The sequence below is a fragment of the Lentzea sp. HUAS12 genome, assembly GCF_024125735.1.
Taxonomy (GTDB): Bacteria; Actinomycetota; Actinomycetes; order Mycobacteriales; family Pseudonocardiaceae; genus Lentzea; species Lentzea albida.
Genome location: NZ_CP099738.1, coordinates 1,144,463 through 1,165,846, shown reverse-complemented (window position 1 = coordinate 1,165,846; position 21,384 = coordinate 1,144,463). Strand labels below are relative to the sequence as shown.

At 70.6% G+C, this 21,384-nt stretch carries 24 protein-coding genes; 8 read left to right on the top strand and 16 right to left on the bottom strand.

Features of this window, described 5'->3' with window-relative positions; all coding sequences use genetic code 11:
• Positions 1–38: 38 nt before the first annotated feature.
• A complete protein-coding gene (locus ND450_RS05430) occupies positions 39–317 on the bottom strand; it encodes a hypothetical protein (protein WP_253325055.1) in 279 nt (92 codons plus the stop codon).
• 136 nt (positions 318–453) lie between these two features.
• A complete protein-coding gene (locus ND450_RS05425; RefSeq protein WP_089925141.1) occupies positions 454–690 on the bottom strand; it encodes a hypothetical protein in 237 nt (78 codons plus the stop codon).
• Positions 691–1,147: 457 nt separating this feature from the next.
• Here ND450_RS05425 and ND450_RS05420 point away from each other — a divergent pair, with 457 nt between their 5' ends.
• On the top strand, positions 1,148–2,203 hold the full coding sequence (locus tag ND450_RS05420; RefSeq protein WP_253325054.1) for a glycosyltransferase: 1,056 nt from the start codon (positions 1,148–1,150) through the stop codon (positions 2,201–2,203).
• Between the two features lie 89 nt (positions 2,204–2,292).
• Here ND450_RS05420 and ND450_RS05415 read toward each other — a convergent pair whose 3' ends face one another.
• From ND450_RS05415 to ND450_RS05405, 3 genes are read right to left on the bottom strand one after another with little or no spacing between them, the layout of a single operon-like run.
• On the bottom strand, positions 2,293–3,105 hold the full coding sequence (locus ND450_RS05415) for an MBL fold metallo-hydrolase (protein ID WP_253325053.1): 813 nt from the start codon (positions 3,103–3,105) through the stop codon (positions 2,293–2,295).
• Positions 3,102–4,271: a zinc-dependent alcohol dehydrogenase gene (locus tag ND450_RS05410; protein ID WP_253325052.1), complete on the bottom strand. Its 1,170-nt coding sequence runs from the start codon at positions 4,269–4,271 to the stop codon at positions 3,102–3,104. The genes ND450_RS05415 and ND450_RS05410 overlap by 4 nt, the downstream gene beginning before the upstream one ends.
• Complete coding sequence (locus ND450_RS05405; RefSeq protein ID WP_253325051.1) at positions 4,268–4,678, bottom strand: hypothetical protein; 411 nt, start codon at positions 4,676–4,678, stop codon at positions 4,268–4,270. Before ND450_RS05405 ends, ND450_RS05410 begins: the two co-directional genes overlap by 4 nt.
• A 132-nt stretch (positions 4,679–4,810) precedes the next feature.
• On the opposite strand from ND450_RS05405, the gene ND450_RS05400 reads away from it, so the two are divergent.
• Both ND450_RS05400 and ND450_RS05395 read left to right on the top strand, forming a co-directional pair.
• Positions 4,811–5,053, top strand: coding sequence for an acyl carrier protein (locus ND450_RS05400; RefSeq protein WP_253325050.1), 243 nt, complete (start codon positions 4,811–4,813; stop codon positions 5,051–5,053).
• A gap of 99 nt (positions 5,054–5,152) precedes the next feature.
• Positions 5,153–5,602 (top strand): DUF4383 domain-containing protein, encoded by a 450-nt coding sequence (locus tag ND450_RS05395; RefSeq protein WP_253325049.1) that lies wholly within the window; start codon positions 5,153–5,155, stop codon positions 5,600–5,602.
• Here ND450_RS05395 and ND450_RS05390 read toward each other — a convergent pair.
• Positions 5,599–5,796: a hypothetical protein gene (locus tag ND450_RS05390; RefSeq protein ID WP_253325048.1), complete on the bottom strand. Its 198-nt coding sequence runs from the start codon at positions 5,794–5,796 to the stop codon at positions 5,599–5,601. The genes ND450_RS05395 and ND450_RS05390 overlap by 4 nt on opposite strands.
• Positions 5,797–5,851: 55 nt before the next feature.
• Here ND450_RS05390 and ND450_RS05385 point away from each other — a divergent pair, with 55 nt between their 5' ends.
• Positions 5,852–6,169 (top strand): hypothetical protein, encoded by a 318-nt coding sequence (locus ND450_RS05385; protein WP_253325047.1) that lies wholly within the window; start codon positions 5,852–5,854, stop codon positions 6,167–6,169.
• Positions 6,166–6,345 (top strand): hypothetical protein, encoded by a 180-nt coding sequence (locus tag ND450_RS05380; protein WP_253325046.1) that lies wholly within the window; start codon positions 6,166–6,168, stop codon positions 6,343–6,345. The genes ND450_RS05385 and ND450_RS05380 overlap by 4 nt, the downstream gene beginning before the upstream one ends.
• Before the next feature lie 40 nt (positions 6,346–6,385).
• On the opposite strand, the gene ND450_RS05375 is transcribed toward ND450_RS05380, so the two are convergent.
• The 3 genes from ND450_RS05375 to ND450_RS05365 form a co-directional block, all read right to left on the bottom strand.
• Positions 6,386–6,679 (bottom strand): hypothetical protein, encoded by a 294-nt coding sequence (locus ND450_RS05375; RefSeq protein WP_253325045.1) that lies wholly within the window; start codon positions 6,677–6,679, stop codon positions 6,386–6,388.
• Positions 6,680–6,768: 89 nt separating this feature from the next.
• Complete coding sequence (locus tag ND450_RS05370; protein ID WP_253325044.1) at positions 6,769–7,782, bottom strand: dipeptidase; 1,014 nt, start codon at positions 7,780–7,782, stop codon at positions 6,769–6,771.
• Between the two features lie 113 nt (positions 7,783–7,895).
• The gene (locus ND450_RS05365; protein ID WP_253325043.1) at positions 7,896–9,101 is read right to left on the bottom strand and encodes a CdaR family transcriptional regulator; all 1,206 of its coding nucleotides are present in this window, start codon (positions 9,099–9,101) and stop codon (positions 7,896–7,898) included.
• Positions 9,102–9,266: 165 nt separating this feature from the next.
• Between ND450_RS05365 and ND450_RS05360 the strand changes: the two genes are divergently transcribed.
• Positions 9,267–9,770, top strand: a complete 504-nt coding sequence (locus ND450_RS05360; RefSeq protein ID WP_305885226.1) for a DUF664 domain-containing protein — start codon at positions 9,267–9,269, stop codon at positions 9,768–9,770.
• On the opposite strand, the gene ND450_RS05355 is transcribed toward ND450_RS05360, so the two are convergent.
• The gene (locus tag ND450_RS05355) at positions 9,767–10,300 is read right to left on the bottom strand and encodes a helix-turn-helix domain-containing protein (RefSeq protein ID WP_253325041.1); all 534 of its coding nucleotides are present in this window, start codon (positions 10,298–10,300) and stop codon (positions 9,767–9,769) included. The genes ND450_RS05360 and ND450_RS05355 overlap by 4 nt on opposite strands.
• 82 nt (positions 10,301–10,382) lie before the next feature.
• Between ND450_RS05355 and ND450_RS05350 the strand changes: the two genes are divergently transcribed.
• Positions 10,383–11,162, top strand: coding sequence for an SGNH/GDSL hydrolase family protein (locus tag ND450_RS05350; protein ID WP_253325040.1), 780 nt, complete (start codon positions 10,383–10,385; stop codon positions 11,160–11,162).
• Between the two features lie 118 nt (positions 11,163–11,280).
• Here the strand turns inward: ND450_RS05350 and ND450_RS05345 are convergent, their stop codons facing one another.
• Complete coding sequence (locus tag ND450_RS05345; RefSeq protein ID WP_253325039.1) at positions 11,281–11,655, bottom strand: STAS domain-containing protein; 375 nt, start codon at positions 11,653–11,655, stop codon at positions 11,281–11,283.
• A 458-nt stretch (positions 11,656–12,113) separates the two neighbouring features.
• Here ND450_RS05345 and ND450_RS05340 point away from each other — a divergent pair, with 458 nt between their 5' ends.
• Positions 12,114–13,400 (top strand): ABC transporter substrate-binding protein, encoded by a 1,287-nt coding sequence (locus ND450_RS05340; protein WP_253325038.1) that lies wholly within the window; start codon positions 12,114–12,116, stop codon positions 13,398–13,400.
• A gap of 4 nt (positions 13,401–13,404) precedes the next feature.
• Here the strand turns inward: ND450_RS05340 and ND450_RS05335 are convergent, their stop codons facing one another.
• From ND450_RS05335 to pabB, 5 genes are all read right to left on the bottom strand, one after another.
• Complete coding sequence (locus ND450_RS05335; protein WP_253325037.1) at positions 13,405–15,855, bottom strand: condensation domain-containing protein; 2,451 nt, start codon at positions 15,853–15,855, stop codon at positions 13,405–13,407.
• Positions 15,852–17,018, bottom strand: a complete 1,167-nt coding sequence (locus tag ND450_RS05330) for a 3-deoxy-7-phosphoheptulonate synthase (RefSeq protein WP_253325036.1) — start codon at positions 17,016–17,018, stop codon at positions 15,852–15,854. The genes ND450_RS05335 and ND450_RS05330 overlap by 4 nt, the downstream gene beginning before the upstream one ends.
• 62 nt (positions 17,019–17,080) lie before the next feature.
• Positions 17,081–18,328 carry an MFS transporter gene (locus tag ND450_RS05325; RefSeq protein ID WP_253325035.1) on the bottom strand — a complete coding sequence of 416 codons (1,248 nt, stop codon included), beginning with the start codon at positions 18,326–18,328 and terminating at the stop codon, positions 17,081–17,083.
• 67 nt (positions 18,329–18,395) lie between these two features.
• On the bottom strand, positions 18,396–19,322 hold the full coding sequence (locus ND450_RS05320; protein WP_253325034.1) for a prephenate dehydrogenase dimerization domain-containing protein: 927 nt from the start codon (positions 19,320–19,322) through the stop codon (positions 18,396–18,398).
• On the bottom strand, positions 19,315–21,378 hold the full coding sequence (gene pabB / locus ND450_RS05315; RefSeq protein ID WP_253325033.1) for an aminodeoxychorismate synthase component I: 2,064 nt from the start codon (positions 21,376–21,378) through the stop codon (positions 19,315–19,317). Before pabB ends, ND450_RS05320 begins: the two co-directional genes overlap by 8 nt.
• Between the last annotated feature and the right edge of the window lie 6 nt (positions 21,379–21,384).

Here is a 21,384-nt window from a genome sequence, read left to right as displayed (position 1 = left end):
ACCGGTGCGTCGCCGGCCTTGCGCGGTGTGCGCGCGGATCAGCGGTCCGAGTCGCCGTGGACGTCGAGGTCCGGGTTGGCGCACGTACCGCTGTCGTTGTTGGAGAACAGCGGCACCGCGATGACGTTCACGTCGACGTGGCAGACGTTGATGTCGCTGAGGACCTCGGACTCGTCGAGGTTGACCAGGCCCACCTGGTGGGTGTGGTCGTACCGCGGAGCGATGTCCACGGGCTCGTCCTGCGTCGCGAACGCGGGCGTGCCCATCATCAGGAAACCCGCGCCCACAGCGGCCACGGCACAAGCCTTCTTCAGCATCACGTCTTCTTCCTCGAGAACCGGGTGGATCGAACTGCGGGGGTGCTACGACGGGAGGCGGAGCAGGCATCCCTGGTCACACGCTCCGCCTCCGTTCGGCGGACGGCGCGCCGTCGGGGCAGGGCGCCGTCTCACGTCACTTGTCGTCGGGGTTGGCGCACAGGCCGCTGTCGTTGCCCGACAGCGCCGGCACCGCGATGACGTTGACGTCGATGAAGCAGGCGTTGATGTCGCTCAGCACCTCGGAGTCGTTCAGGTGCGCGACACCGGACTGACCCGTGATGTCCAGCTCGGGGGTGTCGGCCAGCGCGGCGGAACCCATACCGAGGAAAGCGCCCGCGATAGCGACGGCCGCCCCTGCCTTCTTCAGCACAGAAATCTCCTCAATCAAATCTTTCGGGAACTGACCGCGGCAGCGGCGAATGCCGTCCGCAAGTCCGCCAGGACCGTATCCAAACGATGCGGGCGAAGCAAAATCAGCGATGGCGCCGCAGCGTTCGGAAAGCCTCCAAACCACACCTTCGAGTGATGCATTGTTTTGGAGGTTTGAGCGCCACCGACGAGATGAGCTGCCGAAATCCGACACATTCGCAGCGACACCTTTCCATGGGGTGAACAATCGTGCCCCAGGATCTCCACCAGGCCCGCCGCCGCCCCGCCAGGCACGCTCACGCCACGCCAGGCCGCACCGGCCCGCCGAGCACGTCCGACAAAGGCGCACCTGCGTTTGTCGGCGGCACCGGAAACCAATACGGTCACGAACCGAGATCACCGGAACTGGTCGAGTTGAGCCGGCAGCTCGAAATCACACCGAGGATGTGACCGGTCGAATGCGAATCGCGATGGTGTCCGCGCAGGCGAGTCCGCTGGCGGAATGCACGGCACAGGGCGCGCACGTCACCGAACTCTGCGCGGGATTGAGCGCCTCGGGCCACGACGTGGTCGCCTACACCCGGCGCGACGATTCCACGTCTCCCGACGTGGTGCGCGCCGACGAGGGCCACGACGTGGTGCACGTGCCCGCCGGGCCCGCCCGCGTCATCACCGAGGACGAGTTCACCGCGCACCTCGGCGACTTCGCCGCGTTCCTCGCCGAGCGGTGGCGGGTGCTCCCGCCGGACGTCGTGCACTCGCACCACTGGACGTCCGGACTCGCCTCGTTGATCGGCGCGCACCACCGGCAGATCCCCGTGGTGCACTCCTACCACGGTCTCGGGGAGTCCCCGGAGCGGCAGCGCTCCGACGCCGAGACCCTCCTCGCGCGCCGGGCCGCGTGGATCACGGCGACGAGCGCGGAGGAGGCCGCTCACCTCTGGCAGCACGGCGTGCGCCGCGCCAGGGTGTCCGTCGTCCCGAGCGGCGTGGACGCGTCCCTGTTCACCCCGGAGGGCCCGGCCGAGATCCGCGACGGCCGGATGCGCGTCGTCACCGCGAACCTGGATCCCTGCAACCGCACGGCGATCGACGCGGCTCTGTCCACACTGGACCACGTCGAGCTGGTGGACGTCAGCCCCCTCCCCCGCCGGGTGCGGCCGGGGGTGCTGAGGTCGGCGGACGTGGCGTTGTGCGCCCCCTCCGCCGACACGTTCGGCAGCACGGCACTCGAGGCGATGGCCTGCGGCGTTCCCGTGGTGGCCACGGCGGTGGGCGCGCTCAGCGACATCGTCCTGCCGGACGTGACGGGCCTGCTGGTGCCGCCGCGGGACAGCGGACGGCTGGCGCGGTCGCTCAAGACGCTGCTCGCCGACGAGACGCTGAGGGAGCAGTTCGGCATCGCGGCGCGCGACCGCGTTCTCAGCCGGTACTCGCGACGCCGGCTCGCACAGGAGACGCTGGCCGCGTACGAGCATCTTGGCCTTGCCGCGCACGGTGACCGCTCCCGGTAGGCATCGGTACGGCGTCGGCGGCGCGATCCGCGCTCAGCAGGACCCATCGTGGTCCTGAGCGGGAATCGCGCCGCCGCCTGGGCCCCGCACTAGATCGGCAGCGTCTCGCCGCGCCTCACGACCCGCACGCCCCTCTCCTGCCGCCGCGCCGCCTCCGCGGTGAAGTCCGACAACGGCGACTTCATGACGGTGTACTCCTCGTAGTGCACGGGCACGGTGGTGCGCGGCGCGAGCAGCTCCACCAGGTCGGCTCCCTGCACGCCGTCCATCGTGAGCAGCACTCCCAGCACCTTGGTGCCGCCGAGGTGCACGACCGCGAGGTCGATGTCCCCGAAGCGGGTGCGGATCTCGCTCAACGACGGGTGCACCAGCGTGTCACCGCTCAGGTAGATGCGGAACGGGCGCCCGCCCGCCCGGTACTCCAGCATGGTGCCCATCACGGGCGGCAGCAGGTGGCCCACCAGCCCGAGCGCGTGCCTGCCCGGCAGTGACGTGATGGTGAGCGTCGCCGTGCCCCGTGACAGCGTGGTGGTCTCCCACGTGCGCAGCGGCGCGGTCTCGCGGAAACCGCGCCGGGACAGGCGTTTCGCCGCGTGCGGGGTGGTGAAGACGGGCAGGTCGCGGCCGAGCTCCCGGCTCGCCACCCGGTCGAAGTGGTCGCCGTGCAGGTGCGAGAGCACGACGCCGTCGAGGTCCGGCAGGTCGGCGATCCCGAGGGCGGGGTCGACGAGCCGGCGCGACACGATGCCCTGACCGATGTGCGTCCACTGTCCTCTGTGGAGGAAGTTGGGATCGGTCAGGAGTGTGAACGGGCCCAGTCGCAGCACGGTGGTGGCGTTGCCCACGAAGAACAGGGAGCCGTGCGCGCCTTCCCCACCCGGCTGAGGATCGCCTGCGGTCATGGGCGGAACACCGAACGGATGCAGTCGTCTTCCTTCTTCTTGAACAGCTCGTACCCGCGCGCGCCCTCGGCCAGCGGCATGACGTGCGTCGCCAGGTGGCTCGTGGCGAGCTCGCCGGACGCGATGCGGTCCAGCAGCATCGGGATGTAGCGCTGCCCGTGCTGCTGCGCGCCGCGCACCGTCAGGCCCTTGTTCATCAAGGCGCCCAGCGGGAACTTGTCGACCATGCCGGTGAAGACGCCCAGCACGAACACCGAACCGCCCTTGCGGCAGTTGTAGATCGCCTCGCGCACCGCGATGGGGCGGTCCATCTCGAGCTTCAGCTTGCTCTTCACCTGGTCGTACACGTACTGCGGGCCCGTGGAGTGCGCCTCGCAGCCGACGGCCTCGATGCACACGTCCGGGCCACGCCCACCGGTGGCCTCCAGCAGCGCGTCGCCGACGGACGTCTGCTCGTAGTTGATCGTCTCGACCCCGAACACGGACTCCGCCTGCCGCAGGCGGTAGTCGAAGCGGTCGATGACCAGCACGCGTTCCGCGCCGAGCAGCTGAGCCGCCCGCGCCGCCATCTGGCCCACGGCACCGGCGCCCCACACGGCGACGACGTCACCGGGCTGGACGCCGCCGAGGTCCGCGCCCATCCACCCGGTCGCCGCCGAGTCGGACGTGAACAAGGCGCTCATGTCGTCCACGCCCTCGGGGATCGGGATCGCGGTGTGGTCGGCGAACGGCACGCGCACGTACTCGGCGTGGCTGCCGCGGAAGCCGCCCATGGCGTGCGAGTAGCCGAAGATCCCGCCGGGGTCGGCCCCCCACAGGTGCTGGGTGATCGCCGGGTTGGTGTTCGTGTTGTCGCACAACGAGTACAGCTCGTTGCGGCAGTACCAGCAGTTGCCGCAGGCGATGAACGAGCACACGACCACCCGGTCACCGGGCCGGTGCTTCGTCACGCCCGGCCCGACCTCGACGACCTCGCCCATGAACTCGTGACCGATCACGTCGCCCGCCTGCATGAACGGGATGTAGCCGGTGAGCAGGTGCAGGTCCGAGCCGCACACGGTGGTGAGGCCGACCTTGAGGATCATGTCCTGGTCGTTCAACAGCTTCGGGTCGGGGACGTCCTGCACGCGGACGTCGTTGATCCCCTCCCAGCACAGAGCCTTCACAGCCTGCCTCCTCCTGCCGCACGGCTCGTCACGAGCTGCAGCGCCTTGCCCATCGGTCCGGGATGGGTGGGCGCGGTGTCGGCCCGCACCACCTCACCGGCTTCCAGCACCGACTTGGCCCGGCGCAGCGCCACCCGGAGGTCGTGCGCCGACGTCCCGGCGGTGGGCTTGGCCCTCAGTTCGGTGCCCTTGTCCCCCGAGGCGGGGGTGATCTGGAGTTCGACCTCCTCCCGCAACCGCGCCAGCTCCTGCGGGAGCGCGGCCTGCACCTCCTGCGGTGCGCGGTTCACCGTCACGACGAGCCACTGTCCGCCCGAACCACCCGCTCCCGCGCGTCGCCGTCGCCTGGCCACCACCGCGGCGGTCGCCGCACCCGCTGCCAGCAAAGCCTTGCCTGCTGTGTTCATGTATCCGCCCTCTCTAGGCGCACGAGGGCCGTGGATACCCCTGCCCGAGCGGGAAAACCGGATGCACGACATCGGTTGGACCGGATTCGCGCGGGTATGACCCGACTACCGACACACCAGGGGAGGTACGCGATGGCCACGGGTGAAACCGGCTTCGACGACGTCAGCTACGACCTGATCTCCGTGCAGTACCACGCGCTCAAGGCGGGCCACGACTACGGCCAGTACGTCCGCGACGCCGACAACGCCGGCCGTCAGGACATCGCCGACTTCTTCCGCCGCGTCACGGAAGAGGACTCGGCGAGGGCCAAGCAATGCCACGAGTACCTCAAGGACCTCTCGGGCTCGGGTGATTCCGGACCGGCCGTCAGCTGACCGCTCGCCGACGTCGTGCCGCGGCGCCCGTTTGCCCGGCAAAGGCACGGGTAGCCGGGCACGACCGAAGCGAGACCCTGCTCCCCACCTGGAGTTCTCATGTCCCGGACCGATCACGCGGTGCGGACACCCGTGCAGAAGGCGGCACTGGCGGTCAGCATCGTGTTCGTCCTCGTCGGCGTCGCCGGCTTCATCCCCGGCCTCACGACGAACTACGACACCCTGATGTTCGCCGGCCACGAGTCGCAGGCGATGTTGCTGGGCGTCTTCATGGTGTCGATCCTGCACAACATCGTGCACCTGGCGTTCGGCGTCGCCGGGTTCCTCCTGTCCCGCACGGCGCAGGGCGCGTACCGGTACCTCGTCGGCGGTGGCATCGTCTACCTGCTGCTGTGGCTGTACGGCCTGGTGATCGACCACGACAGCAGCGCGAACTTCGTGCCGCTCAACACCGCGGACAACTGGCTGCACCTGCTGCTGGCGGTCGGCATGGCCGGACTCGGGTTCGCGCTCGGACGTGGCGCCGGCCAGCGCACGCGGCGCGTCTAGAGCTCTGCTCCCCCGGTGATGATCAGCAGGGCGACGTCGACGAGTGCCACGACGGGCAACGCGGTGAAGTTCGTCCGTACCCCGGCTTTCCGGCCGCGGATCCTGCCGATCACGAGGACCACGACCGGCGACGGCACCGCCACCAGTCCGGTGAGTACCGGCCAGGCCTTCTGCACCACGCTGTTCCGCGTCACCGGATCGCCGGCGTGACACAGGCGTACCCGGACGCAGGCCGGATACCCCGGTGCCATGGACAACGATGAACTGCGGACGTTCGTCCTCGACCGGCTCGACGAGGACGAACGACGTCTGGCCGGCGAGGAGCTCCCGTTGATCGACGACGCGGAGCGCCGCGGCAGGCTGCGCATCACCCGCACCGACGACGGCGCGGGACTCCTCCTGCTGCCCGGCCCGGCCCAGGCGGCCGACGAGCGGGAACTCGTGCCGTTCCGCGACAAGGTGGGCTTGCTGAGAAGCGAGGTCGAGCAGACGGACGACGACACGGTGCTGCGGCTGCTCGCCGGGGCGTTCGACACGCACCACGACTGGCAGGAGGAGTGGCGATGACGACGCCCGAGCCCGACCGCATGACGGCGGAGAGCGAGCTGGAGGACGCGGACGTCGGTGCCGAGCACACGCGTCCCACCCTGGCCGACGAGAACCCGGGCGGGCCGCACCGGGGGCGCGACGAGTCCGAACCGGACGGACGCGGCGGGGACGGCGGGATGGATCCCTCTCCGTAGGGTGCTGGAAGGATTCCTCACGCCTGGCAGGCCTCGCCTGTCAGGCGTCCTCCGCCCGCACGACGAGGCCGCGCACGGTGAGCACAGTCGACTCCGGGCTCTCCGGCAGCACGAACTCGACGTCCGCCGGGTCACCTCCGACGCGCAGCGGTTCCCGTGCGGCCAGGCGGATCTCGCCGCCGGGCTGGGTCACGGTGGCCGCGTCCCGCTCCAGCACGACGGTCCCGCCGTCCTCGGCACCGCCCGCGTCCGGCAGCTCGGCGACCAGCCGCAGACCCGCGTCGTCGTACTCGCCGGCGAAGTCGAGGACCATCGGCTTGGACCGCAGCGTCACTTCGACACCTGTTGCGTGACAACGAGTTCGGCTCATGCGCGAGCGATACCCGCCCGCTCGGGGACGAAAACACGGGGTGCCGGAAGTGCTCAGACCATGACCTCCCGCAGGACCCGCAGCACGTTCTCGCCCAGCACCTTGCGGATGTCGGCCTCCGCGAACCCGCGCCGCACCAGCGCGTCGGTGATCCTCGGCAGGTCCGACGGGCGGGAGACCTCGGCGTGCGCGGTCGTGGCCTCGAAGCCCGGCGGGAGCATCCAGCCGCCGTAGACCTGCTGGTAGTAGTCGTCGATGAAGTCGGGACCGAGGCCGACGTGGTCGATGCCCGCCACCTCGACGATCCGCTCGACGTGGTCGGCGACGCGGTCGGCCGTGGGGTTCTGGGCGTCGATGAAGAACGGGACGGCCGCCGCCACGCCGATGACGCCGCCGAGGTCGGCGATCTGCTTGATGTGGTCGTCGTGGAGGTTGCGGTGGATGTCGGTGATGCCGAGGCAGGCCGAGTGGGTCGCGAGGAACGGCCTGGTGGCGAGCTCGAGCACGTGGTCGACGCCGCCGAGGCCGAGGTGGCTGATGTCGAAGACGATGCCCAGCTCCTCCATCTCCCGCAGCGCCTGGATGCCCTGCGGGGTGAGGCGGCTGCGCGAGGTCGCGTCGAGGCCGCTGCCGTCGGCGAGGAACGTGCGGCCGAAGTGGGCGAGGGAGATGACCCGGACGCCCACCCGGTGCAGGGTGCGGACGAGCGCGACGTCCTGGCCGATGCCGTGCGCTCCCTCCAGCGCGATGACGAGGGCGATCCTGCCGGCGGCGACGGCCGCGTCGATCTCGGCGCCGGTCACGCAGACCGCGACGTCCTCGCTGTGCTCGGCGGCGAGGCGGTGGATGCGCTCGACCAGCAGCAGCGTGCGCCGCAGACCGCCCTCGGACTGGAAGGCCTCTTCGAGGCAGATGGGCAGGATCTGGACGTCGACTCCTCCCGCCCGCAGCTCGGGGAGCCAGAACTCCCGGAAGTGACCGGGCTTGGCGCGCTGGTCGAAGTGGTCGACCAGCAGGATGAGGTCGTTGTGGCAGTCCACCACCACGGCGTCCTGGTGCAGAGACATGGTCATCCTGTGGGTTGCGGGACCGAGATGGTCGTCGAGTCTAGGTGCCGCCACTTCCGCACGAACGCTCGAAACGTCGCCCCGTGGCGGGGATCCGCGCGACATCGGTCGCGTCAGATGTCGCCGAGCAGTCTCGCCGCCTTGATGCCGAGGTGCAGGACGAGGCGGCGCTCGCCGTCGCTCAGGTCGAAGCCGGTGAGCTGCTCGATGCGGCGGAGCCGGTGGTAGATCGTCGCGCGGTGCACGTTGAGGCGCTCGGCGACCGCGCGGGAGTCGCCCGCGCGGTCGAGGAACGTCTCGGCGGTGACGAGGAGCGCCGGATCGGCGTCGACGAGCGCGGTGATCGCCTGCTCGACCCCCATGCTGCGGAGCTGCTCGCGCGGCTGCGCGACCAGCAGCGCGTAGATCCCGAGCGCGTCGTGGCGGGCGACGGGCCGGAACACCGGGATGACGTCGGCGACCCTGATCGCGTCGAGGGCCTGCTGGTACGAGGTGGCGACGTCGGTCAGCCGGACCGTCGGGCGGCCCACCCCGGCGACGACGGCCCGCCACCGGTCGGCGCGCCCGAGCCTCCGCACCGCCGACGAGCACAGTTCGTCGGCGAGCCGCGGGACCCGCTCCATGGCGCGTTGCGTGGCGACGAACAGCCCGTGGCCGGGGCGGACCAGGTACATGCTCTCGCGGAACGGCATCGTGTGGGCCGCCGCGCGCAGAGCCGCTCCCAGCGCGAGGCGGTCGCCCTCGTCGACGTCCTGACCGGCCACCGGCAGGGGTGCGACGACGATCGCGACGACACCCCCGCGTGCCGCGAAGAGGCCCGACTCGACGAGCCCGTCCGCGGCGAGCGTGCGGGCGACGTGGTCGTCCGACATCAGGTCGCGGAGGAACTCGCCGACGCGGGCGTCGTGCAGCTCGCCCAGAGCCCGTTCGCGGAACAGCACCTCCGCGGCCTCGTCGGCCGCGACACCGGCGAGGGCCAGCCCGGCGTCGTCCACCGGTTCGTCGGCGTCGATGAGCCACAGGTAGCCGAACTGGACGCCCTGGAACCGGATCGGGATCGCGACCCGCGGCAGCAGGTTCATCTCGTCGGTCGCGGGCAGGCGCACCGGTCCGTCGGCGCGCTGGAGCCGGAACTTCCGCAGCCACGCGACCGCCTCGGGCGGCGCCTCCCTGGTCAGCACGACCCGTGCGCGCATGTCGTCAATCGGACCGGCCTGCGCGCTGTAGGCGAGCAGCCGGAAGTGGACGTCGTCGACCGCGACCGCCCGGCCGAGTTGCCGGGCGAGCGTGTCCACCACCCGCTGCAGGTCCTCGCTCATGGTGCCGCGTTCCGATGCATCGCCACGCCTTTCGTCAGCCCGATGGTAGAGACGACAGGGTGTGCTTTCGCACGACAACAGTCACTGTATGACTGCCTCCGGTTCGACACCTGTCGAGTGGGTGCACGAACGCCCCGTTGTGGGTAGTCGGAAGTCATGAGCAAGATCAGTGCAACGGACCTGTTGCTCGACGGGTTCAACAGGGTCCAGCAGGCGGTGGCGGAGGTCGTGGACGGCCTGTCCCCCGACGACCTGGCACACCGGGTCGACGGCTCGGCGAACTCGATCGCCTGGCTCGTCTGGCACCTCACCCGCGTGCAGGACGACCACGTCGCCGACCTCGCGGACACCGACCAGGCCTGGACCGCCGACGGCTGGGCGGACCGGTTCGACCTGCCGCTGCCCCGCGGCGACACCGGCTACGGCCACGACGACGAGCAGGTCGCGGCCGTGCGGGCGTCGGCCGACCTGCTGCTCGGCTACCACCGGGCCGTACATGAACGCACCCGGGCGTACCTGCGTGAACTGGACGTCAACGACCTCTCGACGGTGATCGACGAGTCGTGGGACCCGCCGGTGACCCGCGCGGTGCGCCTCGTCAGCGTGCTGGAAGACGACCTGCAGCACGTCGGGCAGGCCGCCTTCGTGCGAGGGCTGCGCGAACGCTAGGACTGCGGCCGGGCACCGGGCCCGGGTTCGGCGCGGATGTCACCGATGCTGTCGACGCGGTGGCCCTCGCCGCAGCGGATCTCGGTGCGGATCGGCGCGCCGCACTCGCGGTGAGACAGCGCCACGGTGGGTCCCGCCGGGCTCGGCAGCCAGCGGTCGGCCCAGGTGAGCAGGCTGATGATGGCCGCGGCCAGGTCACGTCCCTTGTCGGTGAGCCGGTACTCGTGGCGGCCCCGGGAGCCGACGTCGTGGTAGGCGACCCTGACGAGGATGCCCTGGCCGGTCAGCTCCCGCAGGCGCGCCGACAGCACGCCGCGCGTCATGCCGGTGTGGCGCAGGAAGTCGTCGAATCGCCGCGTGCCGTAGAAGGCCTCGCGCACGATCTGCCCGGCGCTGCGCGGCACGAGCACGTCCAGCGCGCGCTGGGCGGAGTCCGGTTCCAGCCGCCAGGCCTCGCGCCTCCACCGCAACTCGTGCGCGTCGTCCGCAGGTGGCGTGGCGGTCGGCTCCGGCGCGCCGTGGTGCTGCATGCGCGCACTCTGTCACAGGTTCCCGGCACCCCCGCGGAGGCCGTGCGGGAGACGTCCCCCGGTATGGACTACCGTGCTGAGTATGGTTGACAGTACTCAGCCGGTGCGGCGGTTCGTGGCGCTGGGCGACAGCGTCACGGAGGGAGTCGGCGATCCCCGCCGGGACGGCAGCCTGCGCGGCTGGGCCGACGTCCTGGCCGGCGAGCTCGCCCACGCCTGGCCGGGTCTCGAGTACGACAACCTCGCGGTCCGCGGATGGCGCACCCGGGACGTGCTGGAGCACCAGCTCGAGCCCGCACTGCGGAGCAAGCCCGACCTCGTCAGCGTCGTGGCGGGCGCCAACGACGCGTTCGACCGCGACGGCTTCGACGGTCCCGCCGTCGGCAAGGCGCTCACCCACGCCGTCGCCGCCCTGCGCGACAGCGGCGCCCGCGTGATCATGGCGACCCTGCCCGACGTCACGCGGCGCTGGCCCGGTCCCCCGGCCCGGCACCAGGCGACGCGCTCACGCCTGCAGCACGTCAACGACCTGGTGCGCACGATCGCCGCCCAGCACGAGGCGGTCATGCACGACCTCTGGCACGACGAGCGCACCCACGCGCCGCGCATGTGGTCGATCGACCGCGTGCACCCCGGTACCCACGGCCACGCCGGCATCGCCCACACGTTCGCCGAGCTCCTCCTCGGCCGCGCCCGCACGCCCTGGACCGCCACCGGCCCACCGGTCGGCGCGGCGCAGCGGATGGCCGAGATCCGCTCGCTGTGCACGATCGTCCGGACCGACTTCCGCCGCAGCCTGCCGAGCCAGCTCCCGCGCGGCCGGTGGGACATCGCGGTGAACGCACCGGGTCAGTCGCTCTGAGCGCTCAGCACGCGCCGGGCACGACCGGCCAGAAGTCGCTCTCGTCGTCACGCCACCCGCCCACCAGCCGGTGCAGCGAGTCGACGGCGAGACCGGTGCGGCCCCGGTCAGGCGCCGATCAGTCGCCGGACTCGCGAACCGATTCGACGGCGTCGTCGACGGTGTCGGCGAGCGGGAGGACCTCGCTCAACCCGCTGATGAACAGCGGGTGCTGAGCGGCGTTGTCCTGCGCCACGATCACGAACCCGATGCCGTCGTTCTGGGCCCGGCCGTGCAGCTTCAGCAGCATCGACAACCCCGCCGAGCTCAGGAACGACACGGCGAGGTCGACCACGAGGGCGGCCGGCTGCTTGTCCAGGAGTTCGGTCAGGGCGGTGCCGGCGGCGTCGACGGTGGCCGCGTCGAGCTCCCCGGTGACCGTGGCGACGAGCACCCCGTCCCGATCGGCGGTCTGCACAACCGCCGCAGTGCCTTCGGCTGGCTCGACCGTCATCGTGCACCCCGCAGACGCATCACTACCGAATCCTCCAACGCACTTCGTCACCACGCGTACATCCGGACGTTACGTTGCGCTTACACGATCCTCAACTCGGTTGCGCTCGTGCTCGCGCCGCAGGGGTGACATACCCCGCGAACAGAGCTTTCACGCCGCCGATACGACATTCGGGTGACACGCCAGAAGGAAGAGCCCGATTCCCATATTCCGGGAGCGCTCCCAGTATCGCTGGTCTTTCCGGCAGCACTGCGAACCGATTCGCTCCGGCCCGTCATCAGGTTCGCCAGGTATGCGTTTTCAGCATTGCCGCAGCTCAGAATCCTAGATGTCACCACAGAACAGCAAGTGCGGGCATTACTCAGGACGCGGAGCTTGACACGTCGCGCGGGGCAATATGACACTCCCCAACCTGGGAACGCTCCCAGCTCTACCGCCGCCGCTAGAGGAGTTCTCACGTGCGTCCCCGCCACTGGGTCAGAGTGGTGGTCTGTGTCGTCGTCTCCACCGTCGTCGCCGCCTGCGGCGCGGGAGGAGCGGCGAACCGGACCGCCGACGGCAGAACCGAGTTGACCGTCGCCACGTTCAACGAGTTCGGCTACGAGGAGTTGTTCCGGGAGTACGAGGCCGCCCACCCGGACGTCAAGATCACTCCGCGCAAGACCGGCCAGGGCGCCCCGCACCACCAGAACCTCTTCACGAAGCTGGGCGCGGGGTCGGGTCTCGCCGACGTCGAGGCCGTCGAGGAGGGGTACCTGAGCCAGGTCATGGCCAGGTCCGACCAGTTCCACGACCTGCTGGAGATCGGCCCGGAGGCCGTGACGCCGGATCGCTGGCTCAGGTGGAAGGTCGAGGCCGCGACCACCAGGAACGGCAGGCTCATCGGCTACGGCACGGACATCGGCCCGCTCGCCCTGTGCTACCGCAAGGACCTCTTCGCCGAAGCCGGCCTGCCCTCCGAACCCGACGACGTCCGGCAGCTCTTCGCCACCTGGGACAGCTACTTCGCCGCGGGTGACAGGTTCGTCGCCGCCGTCTCCGGTGTCGCCTGGTTCGACAGCGCGGCGCAGATCTTCAACGCCATGCACAACCAGCACGACGTCGGCTACTTCGACACCTCCGACACGCTCGTCGTCGAGTCCAACCCGGACATCCGCAACGACTGGAACGCCGTCACGAACGCCGTGGCGAGAGGGCAGTCGGCGAAGCTCACGGCCTTCAGCAACGAGTGGAACACCGGCTTCAAGCTCGGCAGGTTCGCCACCACGACGTGCCCGTCGTGGATGCTCGGCGTCATCGAGACGCAGGCGGGGCCGGAGAACGCCGGCAAGTGGGCCGTCACCGACGCGTTCCCCGACGGCGGCGGCAACTGGGGCGGCTCCTACCTGACCGTGCCGAAGCAGAGCCGCAACGCCGGGAAGGCCGCCGAGCTCGCCGCCTGGCTGACCGCGCCCGAACAGCAGATCAAGGCGTTCCAGGCCAGGGGGACCTTCCCCAGCCAGATCGACGCGCTGGAGAACCGGGCACTGCTGGAGCAGGTCAACCCGTACTTCGACAACGTGAAGGCGGGCGCCCTGTTCGCCGCGCAGGTGCAGAAGGTCAAGGCCGCGCAGCACAAGGGGCCCGCCGACGGGCAGATCCAGGAGGACGCGTTCGGCCCGGCGCTGCGGTCCGTCGAACAGGGCAAGAACGCGAACGACGCCTGGGGCACGGCGGTGAAGGAGGCGAAGAAGATCGCCGGGTGAGCGACTACTCGCCAGACGGGGTCCGGCCGGCTCCTCCCCCCAGGCACGCCACGACCGCCTCGGCGATCCGCGCCGCGAACGGGTTCCTGACCACCTCGAAGTGGTCGGCGTCGACGTCCACCAGCACCATGCCGGGCCCGAGCAGGGACCTCCACCGCGCGACGGCCTCTTCCGGCAGTTCGGCGGCCACCAGCACCGAGGGGACGTCGACGGGTTCGTCCGAGACGAAGCCGTCGACGGCCGTCCAGTGCCGCCGGATCACGTCGAAACGGCTGCGCAGGGCGTCGACGGACAGCGAGGAGCCCACGGCGTTCAGCAGTGCCGCCAGAACACCCAGCCCGCGTTCGGGTTCTTCGGGCGACAGCCGCAGCTCGGCCGGAACCAGTGCCGGTGCGTCCACCGCGCGCAGGACCGTGTGGAGGAACGACTCCAGCTCGCGCCCGGCCTCGGTGGAGGAACTGCCGTCCGGGGCGGGCGGGTCGATCAGCACCAGCGGCGGTGGCGTGGCACCGCTTCGACGCAGGCGCACGGCCATGACGTAGCCGATCAGGCCACCGAGCGACCAGCCGCCCACCACGTCCGGCATCCGGCCGGTGCGCAGGCCCTCCAGGTGGTGGTCCGCCATCCCCACCAGGGTCTCCTGGTCCCCGTCGGGCGACATGGTCACCCTCCAGCCCTGCGGCAGCGCGGCCGCCAGGTCCTTGTACGTGCCCTGGTCGGCACCGCCCGCCGGGTGGATGAGGTGCAGGTGCGGCTCGTTCCGCTCGCCCTGCCTCAGCAGCACGCCGGGCGAGCCCGGCTGTTCCGCCACCGCCGCCTGCCCGGTGAGCTCGACCAGCCTGCCCAGGGTGGGGGTGTCGAGCCAGTCCATCATGTCCACCTGGCTGCCCGTGGCCTCCTGGACCTCCGCGAAGAGGTCGAACACCTGCAGGGAGTGCCCGCCCAGCGCGAAGAAGTCGCCTCCCGCTTCCGCCGAGGGCAACCTCAGGGTCCTGCGCCAGATCTCGGCGACGGCTCCCCGGGTTCCCGACTCCTCGATCGACGAGGTCCGTTCGTCGTCTGCGAAGTCCTCCTGCGCGGCCTGCTCACCGACTGCGAAGTCGTTGGCAGCGGCCAGGTCCGCCGTGGTGCGGGACCGGACGTGCAGGGTGCTGACCGGCACATCGGCGCGCACTCCCGCCTCCAGGACCCGTTCGAGGTCCGTGAGGAGGGTGTGCACGGTGGACTCGTCGAAACGGCCGGTGTCGTACCCCGCCTCGATCACGGTCCCTTCAGGGCCCTCGAAGACGCCCAGCGTCACGTGGTTGACCGCGCTCGTGTTGGGACTGGCCTTCAGCCGGGTCTCCCGCTCCCCGAGCAGGACGCCGGCGCCGATCTTCCCGTGGTAGGTCAGCATGACGGCCGGGGTGGCGCCCAGCCGGTTCCTGTCCTCGACCGGCAAGGCGTTGTGCAGCAACGAGAACGGGACGTGCTGGTGGGGCAGGCCGTCCCAGAAGCCGTCGCGCGTGCGGGCGACCAGGTCGTCCAGGGTGTCGCCCTCGAGCAGCTCCCCCGTCGCGACGACGACGTTCGCGAGGTAGCCGACGCAGTCTGCGTCGGGTTCGCTGAACCGGTTGGCCACCCCCACGCCCACCGCGGGCCGCCCGCGCACACCTCCGAGGCCGAGCACGGCGTACAGGGCGGCGAGGTAGGCTGCGAACGGGGTCATGCCACCGCGGTCGGTCAACGCGGCCACGCCGTCGGACGCCTCGGGGCTCAACGGGTGCCGCAGCACGGCACCCGGCTCGCCGGGAACCTGGTGCGGGCGCGGGCGATCAGGCACCAGCGTCGCACTCTCCACATCGGACAGTGAGCGCACCCAGTACGCCGTGTCCGCCTGCCAGCTCCCGTCGGTCATGGCCTGCCGCGCCCTCACCGCGTGCTCGGTGAACCGCACCGCGGGTTCGGGGAACTCGGCGCTGCCGGGCCGCGCCAGTTCGGCGTGGTAGGCGTCGGCCAGGTCCTGCACCAGCCGCTGCATCGACCAGCCGTCCACCACCGCGTGGTGCGCGGTCAGCACCAGTTCGCTGAGCTCCCCCACCACGACCAGGGAGAGGCGGGCCAGCGGAGCCCTGCCCAGGTCGAACGGCGTGCTGTGGAGGTGTCGCGCCACCTCGTCGAGGAGGTCGCGCCCCGGCAGGACCGCGTCCTGCGCCTCTCGCGGCCACCTCCAGACGTCGAGGGTGACCGCCGCCTTGGCGTCGACCTCCTGCCACACCGCGCCGTCCTCGTGCACGAGCGCCGTCCGCAGGACCTCGTACCGCTCCACGACGGCCTGCCAGGCCCGGTCGAGCGCGTCCGCGTCCAACCGGCCGACGGACATCCTCCAGGTCAGGTTGTAGAGGTCCTTGCGGGCCGAGCGTTGCTGGATCCACCACAGCGCTTCCTGTTGCGGCGCTGAGACGTGACGAGTCATGACACTCCTCCGCGTGCCCCGCCGGTGGCGCGCTTCGCCCACTCGGTCACCACCAGCAACGCCTGGCCTGGGTTCAGCCGGGGGTCGCAGAACGTCGTGTAGCACTCCCCCACCAGACTGAGCTGTCCCGAGTCGTACACGCACTCGGTGACCTGCTGCGGCGTGGTCTCGACGTGCAGGCCGCCCGCCACGCCACCGGCACCGCGGATGGCCGCCACCGACCGCCGCACCTCCGAGGTGATGTCCTCGAGGAACCGCGTCTTCAGCGCGCCGGGGGTGTTCACCGTGTTGCCGTGCATGGGATCTATCGACCAGATCACCGGGTGGCCCGCCCCGCGCACCGCTCTGACCAACCTCGCCAGCTGCTCCGCTGCCGCACCCGCGCCCATCCGCGCGATCAGGGTCAACCGGCCGGGGGCGCGATCGGGGTCCAGTCGCTCGCACAGGTCCAGCAGTTCGTCCTCGCCGGTACCTGGGCCGACCTTGCACGCCACCGGGTTGGAGACCCGCGCCAGCAGTGCTACGTGAGGGCCCTCGGGACTGCGGGTGCGGTTGCCGATCCACGGCCAGTGCGTCGAGCCGAGGAACTCCTGCCCGAGTTCGTCACGCCGCACCATCGGCGTTTCGTAGTCGAGCAGCAACGCTTCATGACTCGTCCACACCCGCGCGTCCTGCGCCAGGTGCTTCATGATCTCCCGCGCCGCGTGGTAACCGTCCAGGATGCGCCGGGGTTGTGGTTGCCGGAGCAACGGATCCGGCACGGGACTGTTCACCATGTGCCCGCGGAACACGGGCAGTTCCCGGCCGTCGACCCACTCGGTCGGCTGGGACCGCGGCTTGGCGAACTGCCCGGCGATGCGCCCCACGCGGGTGACCGGCAGCCCGGTGATGTCCGCGACGCGGTCGGCCAGCTGGTCGAGCAGCGCCACCTTGCCGCGCACGTGTGCGGCCGTCCGCTCGGCCGGGTCCTCGGCGCAGTCCCCCGCCTGGACGACCACCCCGTTGCCCAGGGCCACGTTCGCGAGGACGGTTCGCAGATCTCGCACGGCCGACGCGGTCACCAGTGGAGGGCTGACCGCCAGCCTGGCGGTCACGTGGGCCAGTGCCGTCCGATCGACCCACTCCGGCTGTTGTTGTGCCGCGGCAGTCAGGAGTGCGGCCATGAAGTCTTCCCGACCATCTCGTACAAGCTGCCTGAAGACACGATTCTCCTGATTCTGAGAGCCTATTCCACACCCGACGGTGATGCTCCTGCCGACGCCTTGCCGGCATTCATGCGGCGCTCTCCCCACTTCGCCGCCGGAACCATGAGGAAACTCGCCACGACGAAGAGCACGCCGAGCAGGATCCAGCCGGGCGGTCCCCAGTAGACGAGCAGTCCGGTCAGCACGAGCGGGCCGATGAGTTCCGCCACCGTGTGGCCGGAACCGAAGAACGCCTGATATTGCCCGTGCCGCCCGTCGGGGGTGAGACCGAAGCTGATCTCCCACGTACCGGCCGACTGCATCATCTCGCCCGCGGTCTGGATCGCGGCGGCGGTCAGGAGCAGCAATGCCGCGGACCACAACGAGTCGCCGCTCCCGGAATAGGCGAAGACCACGCAGCTCAGACCGAGCAGCAGGCCGCCCTTCACCACGTATCGCCCCGCGCTCGTCAGGTCGGTCACGCCGCGCGCCACGCGCACCTGGAACACGACGACCGCCAGCGTGTTCAGGATGAACATCGCCGCCAGGACCCATTTCGGGGCCTCGGTGTGGTTCACGATCCACAACGGCAGGGCCACGTCGATCAGCGGACCGTGCAGCACCAGGACCAGGTTCAGCAGGCTCACGGCGACGTAAGGACGGTCCTTGAGCACCGACCGGGACTTCTCGCCCTCGGTGGCGGCCGGTGCCGGGGCGACGGCCGGCACCCTCGTCAGCACCAGCGATGCCGCGAGGAAGACGCACGCGTTGACGGCGAAGGCCGTCAGGTACGCCTCACGGGTGTCGAAGAGCAGCACCACGCCGCCCAGCGCGGCGCCGAACGCCAGTCCGGCGTTGCTCGCGGCCTGCAGGAACGCGCGGACCGTGGTGATGTTCTCCCGTTGCACGACCCCGGCCAGCAACGCCTGCTGCGCGGCGGAGCCGCTGCGCTGGCCGATGGCGTACACCGTGGCCGCCAGGACGAACAGCGGGAAGGAGCGCACGAAGACGTAGGAACCCGCGGCCAGGGCGGCACAGCAGAAGAAGAAGATCGCGGTTTCGCGGGGGCCGATGCGGTCCGACAGGTGACCGAGTGGCACGCCGACCGCCAGCGCCACGGTCCAGGCGATGGTGAGCCCGAGGCCGAGCTCGGCCGGCGACAACCCGACGACCTGCGTGAAGAACAGCGCCGAGGTCACGTAATACGCGCCGTCGCCGGTTTTGCTGATCAGCTGGCCCACGGCGAGGGTCCTGGCCGAACCGCGCAGGGTTGTTTTCAACGCTTCCATGTGTCTCTTCTCGTGGCTTCCCATTGCGTTTTCATCGCTCACTGGACAACACGCGACTCCGTGCCGCTCACACTTTTTCCTCCGAAGCGACGAGCGCGGTGCTGGTGAACAGTCGGGCGCACATGCCTTGCCAGTATTGCAGTCGATCACCGAGCACTTCGGCGGCATCGCGCAGAAGTCGTTCGAAATCCGCACCGTCGCCGTTTTCGACGACGTCGCGCACGTGTTCCACCCCGCGGGCGAGTGCGTCACGGGCGTCCGGTGCCAGCGGATTTCCTGATTGGACGTCCCAATACACCTCCGGCTCACCGGAGGCGATTCTCGCCAGCAGGGCGAGCAGTGTCGCGTGGGGCGGGGGCGCCACGGCGACCAGTTCCTCGACGTCGGCGTCGAGGGTGCGCAGCGCGTGCCCGAACGCCAGGACGGTGGCGTGCGTCAACGCCTGCGAGGTGGCGGCCAGCCTGTCGTGCCGCGCCGCGTCCATGCGCACGACCCGGCCGCCGGACGCCCCGACCAGGGCCAGCAGGTCGTCGACCAGCGGCCCGTCGCGGAACACGACGGACACCACCGGTCGTCCCCGCATTCCCAGCGCCGGCGCGAACATCGGGTTGAGCGACACGGCCTGCCGGTCCGGGAAGTCCCGCACGGCGTTCGCCATCCGCTCCTTCACCGAGAGGGTGTCGGCCAGCAACGCCCGGCCGGGGAGCAGGCGCGCGAGCACCGGGACCGCCGCGACGGCGACCGGTTCCGGCACCGCGAGCAGCAGCAGGTCCGCGCCCGACACCTCGGCGCTCACCGCCTCGCCGGGTGCGCGGACGTCACCGCCGATCCAGCGGACCCCTGGCGGCGTCGACGCGGGAGGGCTGGGATCCACCACGCACACCGCGACGCCGGACCGGGCGAGCAGCGCGGTGAACATCTGGCCCACAGCGCCGGAACCGCCCGCGACGACTGCACGCCGGATGCCTCCGCGAAAGGCCTCGGACTCATTCACGCCGCACCTCCCCCTCGGCGGGCGGCGCCTCGGAGCCGGTGATGGCCATCGCCATCGCGCGGGACTTCACCAGGGTCTCCTCGAACTCCTCGACGGGGTCGGACAGGCTCACGATCGCGCCGCCGACCCCGAAGGAGACCCCCTCGGGTGTCGCCACGATCGTGCGGATGACGATGCTGAGGTCCGCGGCACCGTTCAGCGAGAACCAGCCGAGCGAACCCGAGTACACGCCGCGCGGCCCGCCCTCCAGCCGGTCGATGATCTCCATCGTGCGCAGCTTCGGCGCACCGGTCATGGAGCCGCCCGGGAAACAGGCCCGCACGCACTCCACCGCCGAGACGCCTGGGCGCAACCGGCCGCGGACGGTGCTCACGAGCTGGTGCACCGGCGCGTACGTCTCGACGTCGAACAGCTTCGGCACGTGAACGGACCCGACCTCGCACACGGTGTTCAGGTCGTTGCGGAGCAGGTCGACGATCATCAGGTTCTCGGCGCGGTCCTTCTCGCTGTGGCGCAGTTCCTCGCTCAGCGCCAGGTCCTCGGCGGGCGTCGCCCCGCGCGGGCGCGTGCCCTTGATCGGCTTGGACTCCGCGACCCCGCCCGCGTCGATGGCGAGGAACCGCTCCGGGGAGGCGCTGAGCACGGCCACTCCCGGGAAGTCGAGCAACGCCCCGTACGGGACGGGGCTGATGTCCCGGAGCACCCGGTAGGTCTGCTCCAGGTCGTGCACCGCGCCGGCGGTGACCATGTTGGTCAGGCAGATCTCGTACGACTCGCCGTTGCGGATCTCCTCGAGGCAGTCGTCGATCCGCGCCAGGTACTGCGCCCGGTCGTGGCGCGGGACGAACCCGTCCCCGAGCGCCGCGGCGGTGACCGGCGGAGTCCGCCTGCCGGCCTCCGCCGCGGGCAGCAGCTCGAGGCGGTGAGCGGTCTTGTCGAGCCACTTCACCGCGTCCGGGTCGCCGGGAGACGCGCCCAGCGCCAGCAGGTACGTGGAGTTCTCGACGTGGTCCACCACGACCGCCCGGTCGGCGAACAGCAGTGCGGCGTCCGGTGTGGACGAGGTGTGTTCGGCCCGCGCCCCGACCTCGGCCTTCAGTTCGTAGCCGAGGTAGCCCACGTAGCCGAGGTTGAAGTCGAACGGCAGGTCGTGGGCGGCGGGTACGTGCCGGGAGCGGAGTTGCGAGTCCAGGTACTCGAAGATGCCCTCGTCCCGGTGCTCGGCCACTCCCCCGGCCGTCTCCACCCGCACCGTGCGCGTGGCCACGTCGTAGGTCACGTACTCGGCGAGGGGACCCGTGCCGTCGCCCAGGACGGAGAAGCGGGAGCGCGCGTCGGCGTCCGTGCCGCTGTCCAGCCAGAAGCCGCACCGCTTCCCGGCGAAGAGCTCGGTGTGGGCGGTCGCGGTGTCGGGGGCGAAGTCGAGCTTGCGGACGTGCAGCAGGTCGTGGGACGGCTGCGGGGTGAGACGGGCCTGGTCGCGATGCTCCAGCGTGAGCGCGCTGAAGTTCCCGAGCAGTTCGCGCCCGTACTCCGTCGAGATGGACTCGGGGTGGAACTGCACGCCCCAGATCGGCTTGCTGCGGTGCCGCAACGCCATCAGGACGCCGTCCTGCGTCCACGCCGTGCCGACCAGCTCGTCGGAGAGTTCGGTGACCGCGAGGGAGTGGTACCGCACCGCGGAGAACGGCGACGGGAGGCCGGCGAAGAGGTCCTCGCCGTTGTGGAGGATGCTCGAAATCCTCCCGTGCATCGGCTCGGGCGCGTGCCGGACGGATCCGCCGAACAGCTCCGCCACACCCTGGTGCCCCAGGCAGATCCCGAGCACCGGCAGCCGGGAGTCGAGGATCGCGGTCGCGCTGACGCCGAAGTCCCGCCGCCGGTTGGGGTGCCCGGGACCCGGCGAGATCACGATGTTGTCGTAGTCGCCTGGGTGCAGGGCGGACCAGTCGACGTCGTTGCGCACGACCGTCGGCGGCTGCCCGTTCACCTCACCGAGCAACTGGTAGAGGTTGTAGGTGAAGGAGTCGTAGTTGTCGACGAGGAGTGTGCGCACCGGGCC

Bases quoted from the DNA above. Each gene is read 5' to 3' on its own strand.
- ND450_RS05345 (WP_253325039.1), bottom strand. From the start codon at position 11,655: ATGACGGTCGAGCCAGCCGAAGGCACTGCGGCGGTTGTGCAGACCGCC.
- ND450_RS05400 (WP_253325050.1), top strand. From the start codon at position 4,811: ATGGCCACGGGTGAAACCGGCTTCGACGACGTCAGCTACGACCTGATC.
- ND450_RS05335 (WP_253325037.1), bottom strand. From the start codon at position 15,855: ATGACTCGTCACGTCTCAGCGCCGCAACAGGAAGCGCTGTGGTGGATC.
- ND450_RS05415 (WP_253325053.1), bottom strand. From the start codon at position 3,105: ATGACCGCAGGCGATCCTCAGCCGGGTGGGGAAGGCGCGCACGGCTCC.
- ND450_RS05370 (WP_253325044.1), bottom strand. From the start codon at position 7,782: ATGTCTCTGCACCAGGACGCCGTGGTGGTGGACTGCCACAACGACCTC.
- ND450_RS05395 (WP_253325049.1), top strand. From the start codon at position 5,153: ATGTCCCGGACCGATCACGCGGTGCGGACACCCGTGCAGAAGGCGGCA.
- ND450_RS05430 (WP_253325055.1), bottom strand. From the start codon at position 317: ATGCTGAAGAAGGCTTGTGCCGTGGCCGCTGTGGGCGCGGGTTTCCTG.
- ND450_RS05355 (WP_253325041.1), bottom strand. From the start codon at position 10,300: ATGCAGCACCACGGCGCGCCGGAGCCGACCGCCACGCCACCTGCGGAC.
- ND450_RS05325 (WP_253325035.1), bottom strand. From the start codon at position 18,328: ATGGAAGCGTTGAAAACAACCCTGCGCGGTTCGGCCAGGACCCTCGCC.
- ND450_RS05330 (WP_253325036.1), bottom strand. From the start codon at position 17,018: ATGGCCGCACTCCTGACTGCCGCGGCACAACAACAGCCGGAGTGGGTC.
- ND450_RS05405 (WP_253325051.1), bottom strand. From the start codon at position 4,678: ATGAACACAGCAGGCAAGGCTTTGCTGGCAGCGGGTGCGGCGACCGCC.
- ND450_RS05350 (WP_253325040.1), top strand. From the start codon at position 10,383: ATGGTTGACAGTACTCAGCCGGTGCGGCGGTTCGTGGCGCTGGGCGAC.
- ND450_RS05380 (WP_253325046.1), top strand. From the start codon at position 6,166: ATGACGACGCCCGAGCCCGACCGCATGACGGCGGAGAGCGAGCTGGAG.
- ND450_RS05385 (WP_253325047.1), top strand. From the start codon at position 5,852: ATGGACAACGATGAACTGCGGACGTTCGTCCTCGACCGGCTCGACGAG.
- ND450_RS05365 (WP_253325043.1), bottom strand. From the start codon at position 9,101: ATGAGCGAGGACCTGCAGCGGGTGGTGGACACGCTCGCCCGGCAACTC.
- ND450_RS05420 (WP_253325054.1), top strand. From the start codon at position 1,148: ATGCGAATCGCGATGGTGTCCGCGCAGGCGAGTCCGCTGGCGGAATGC.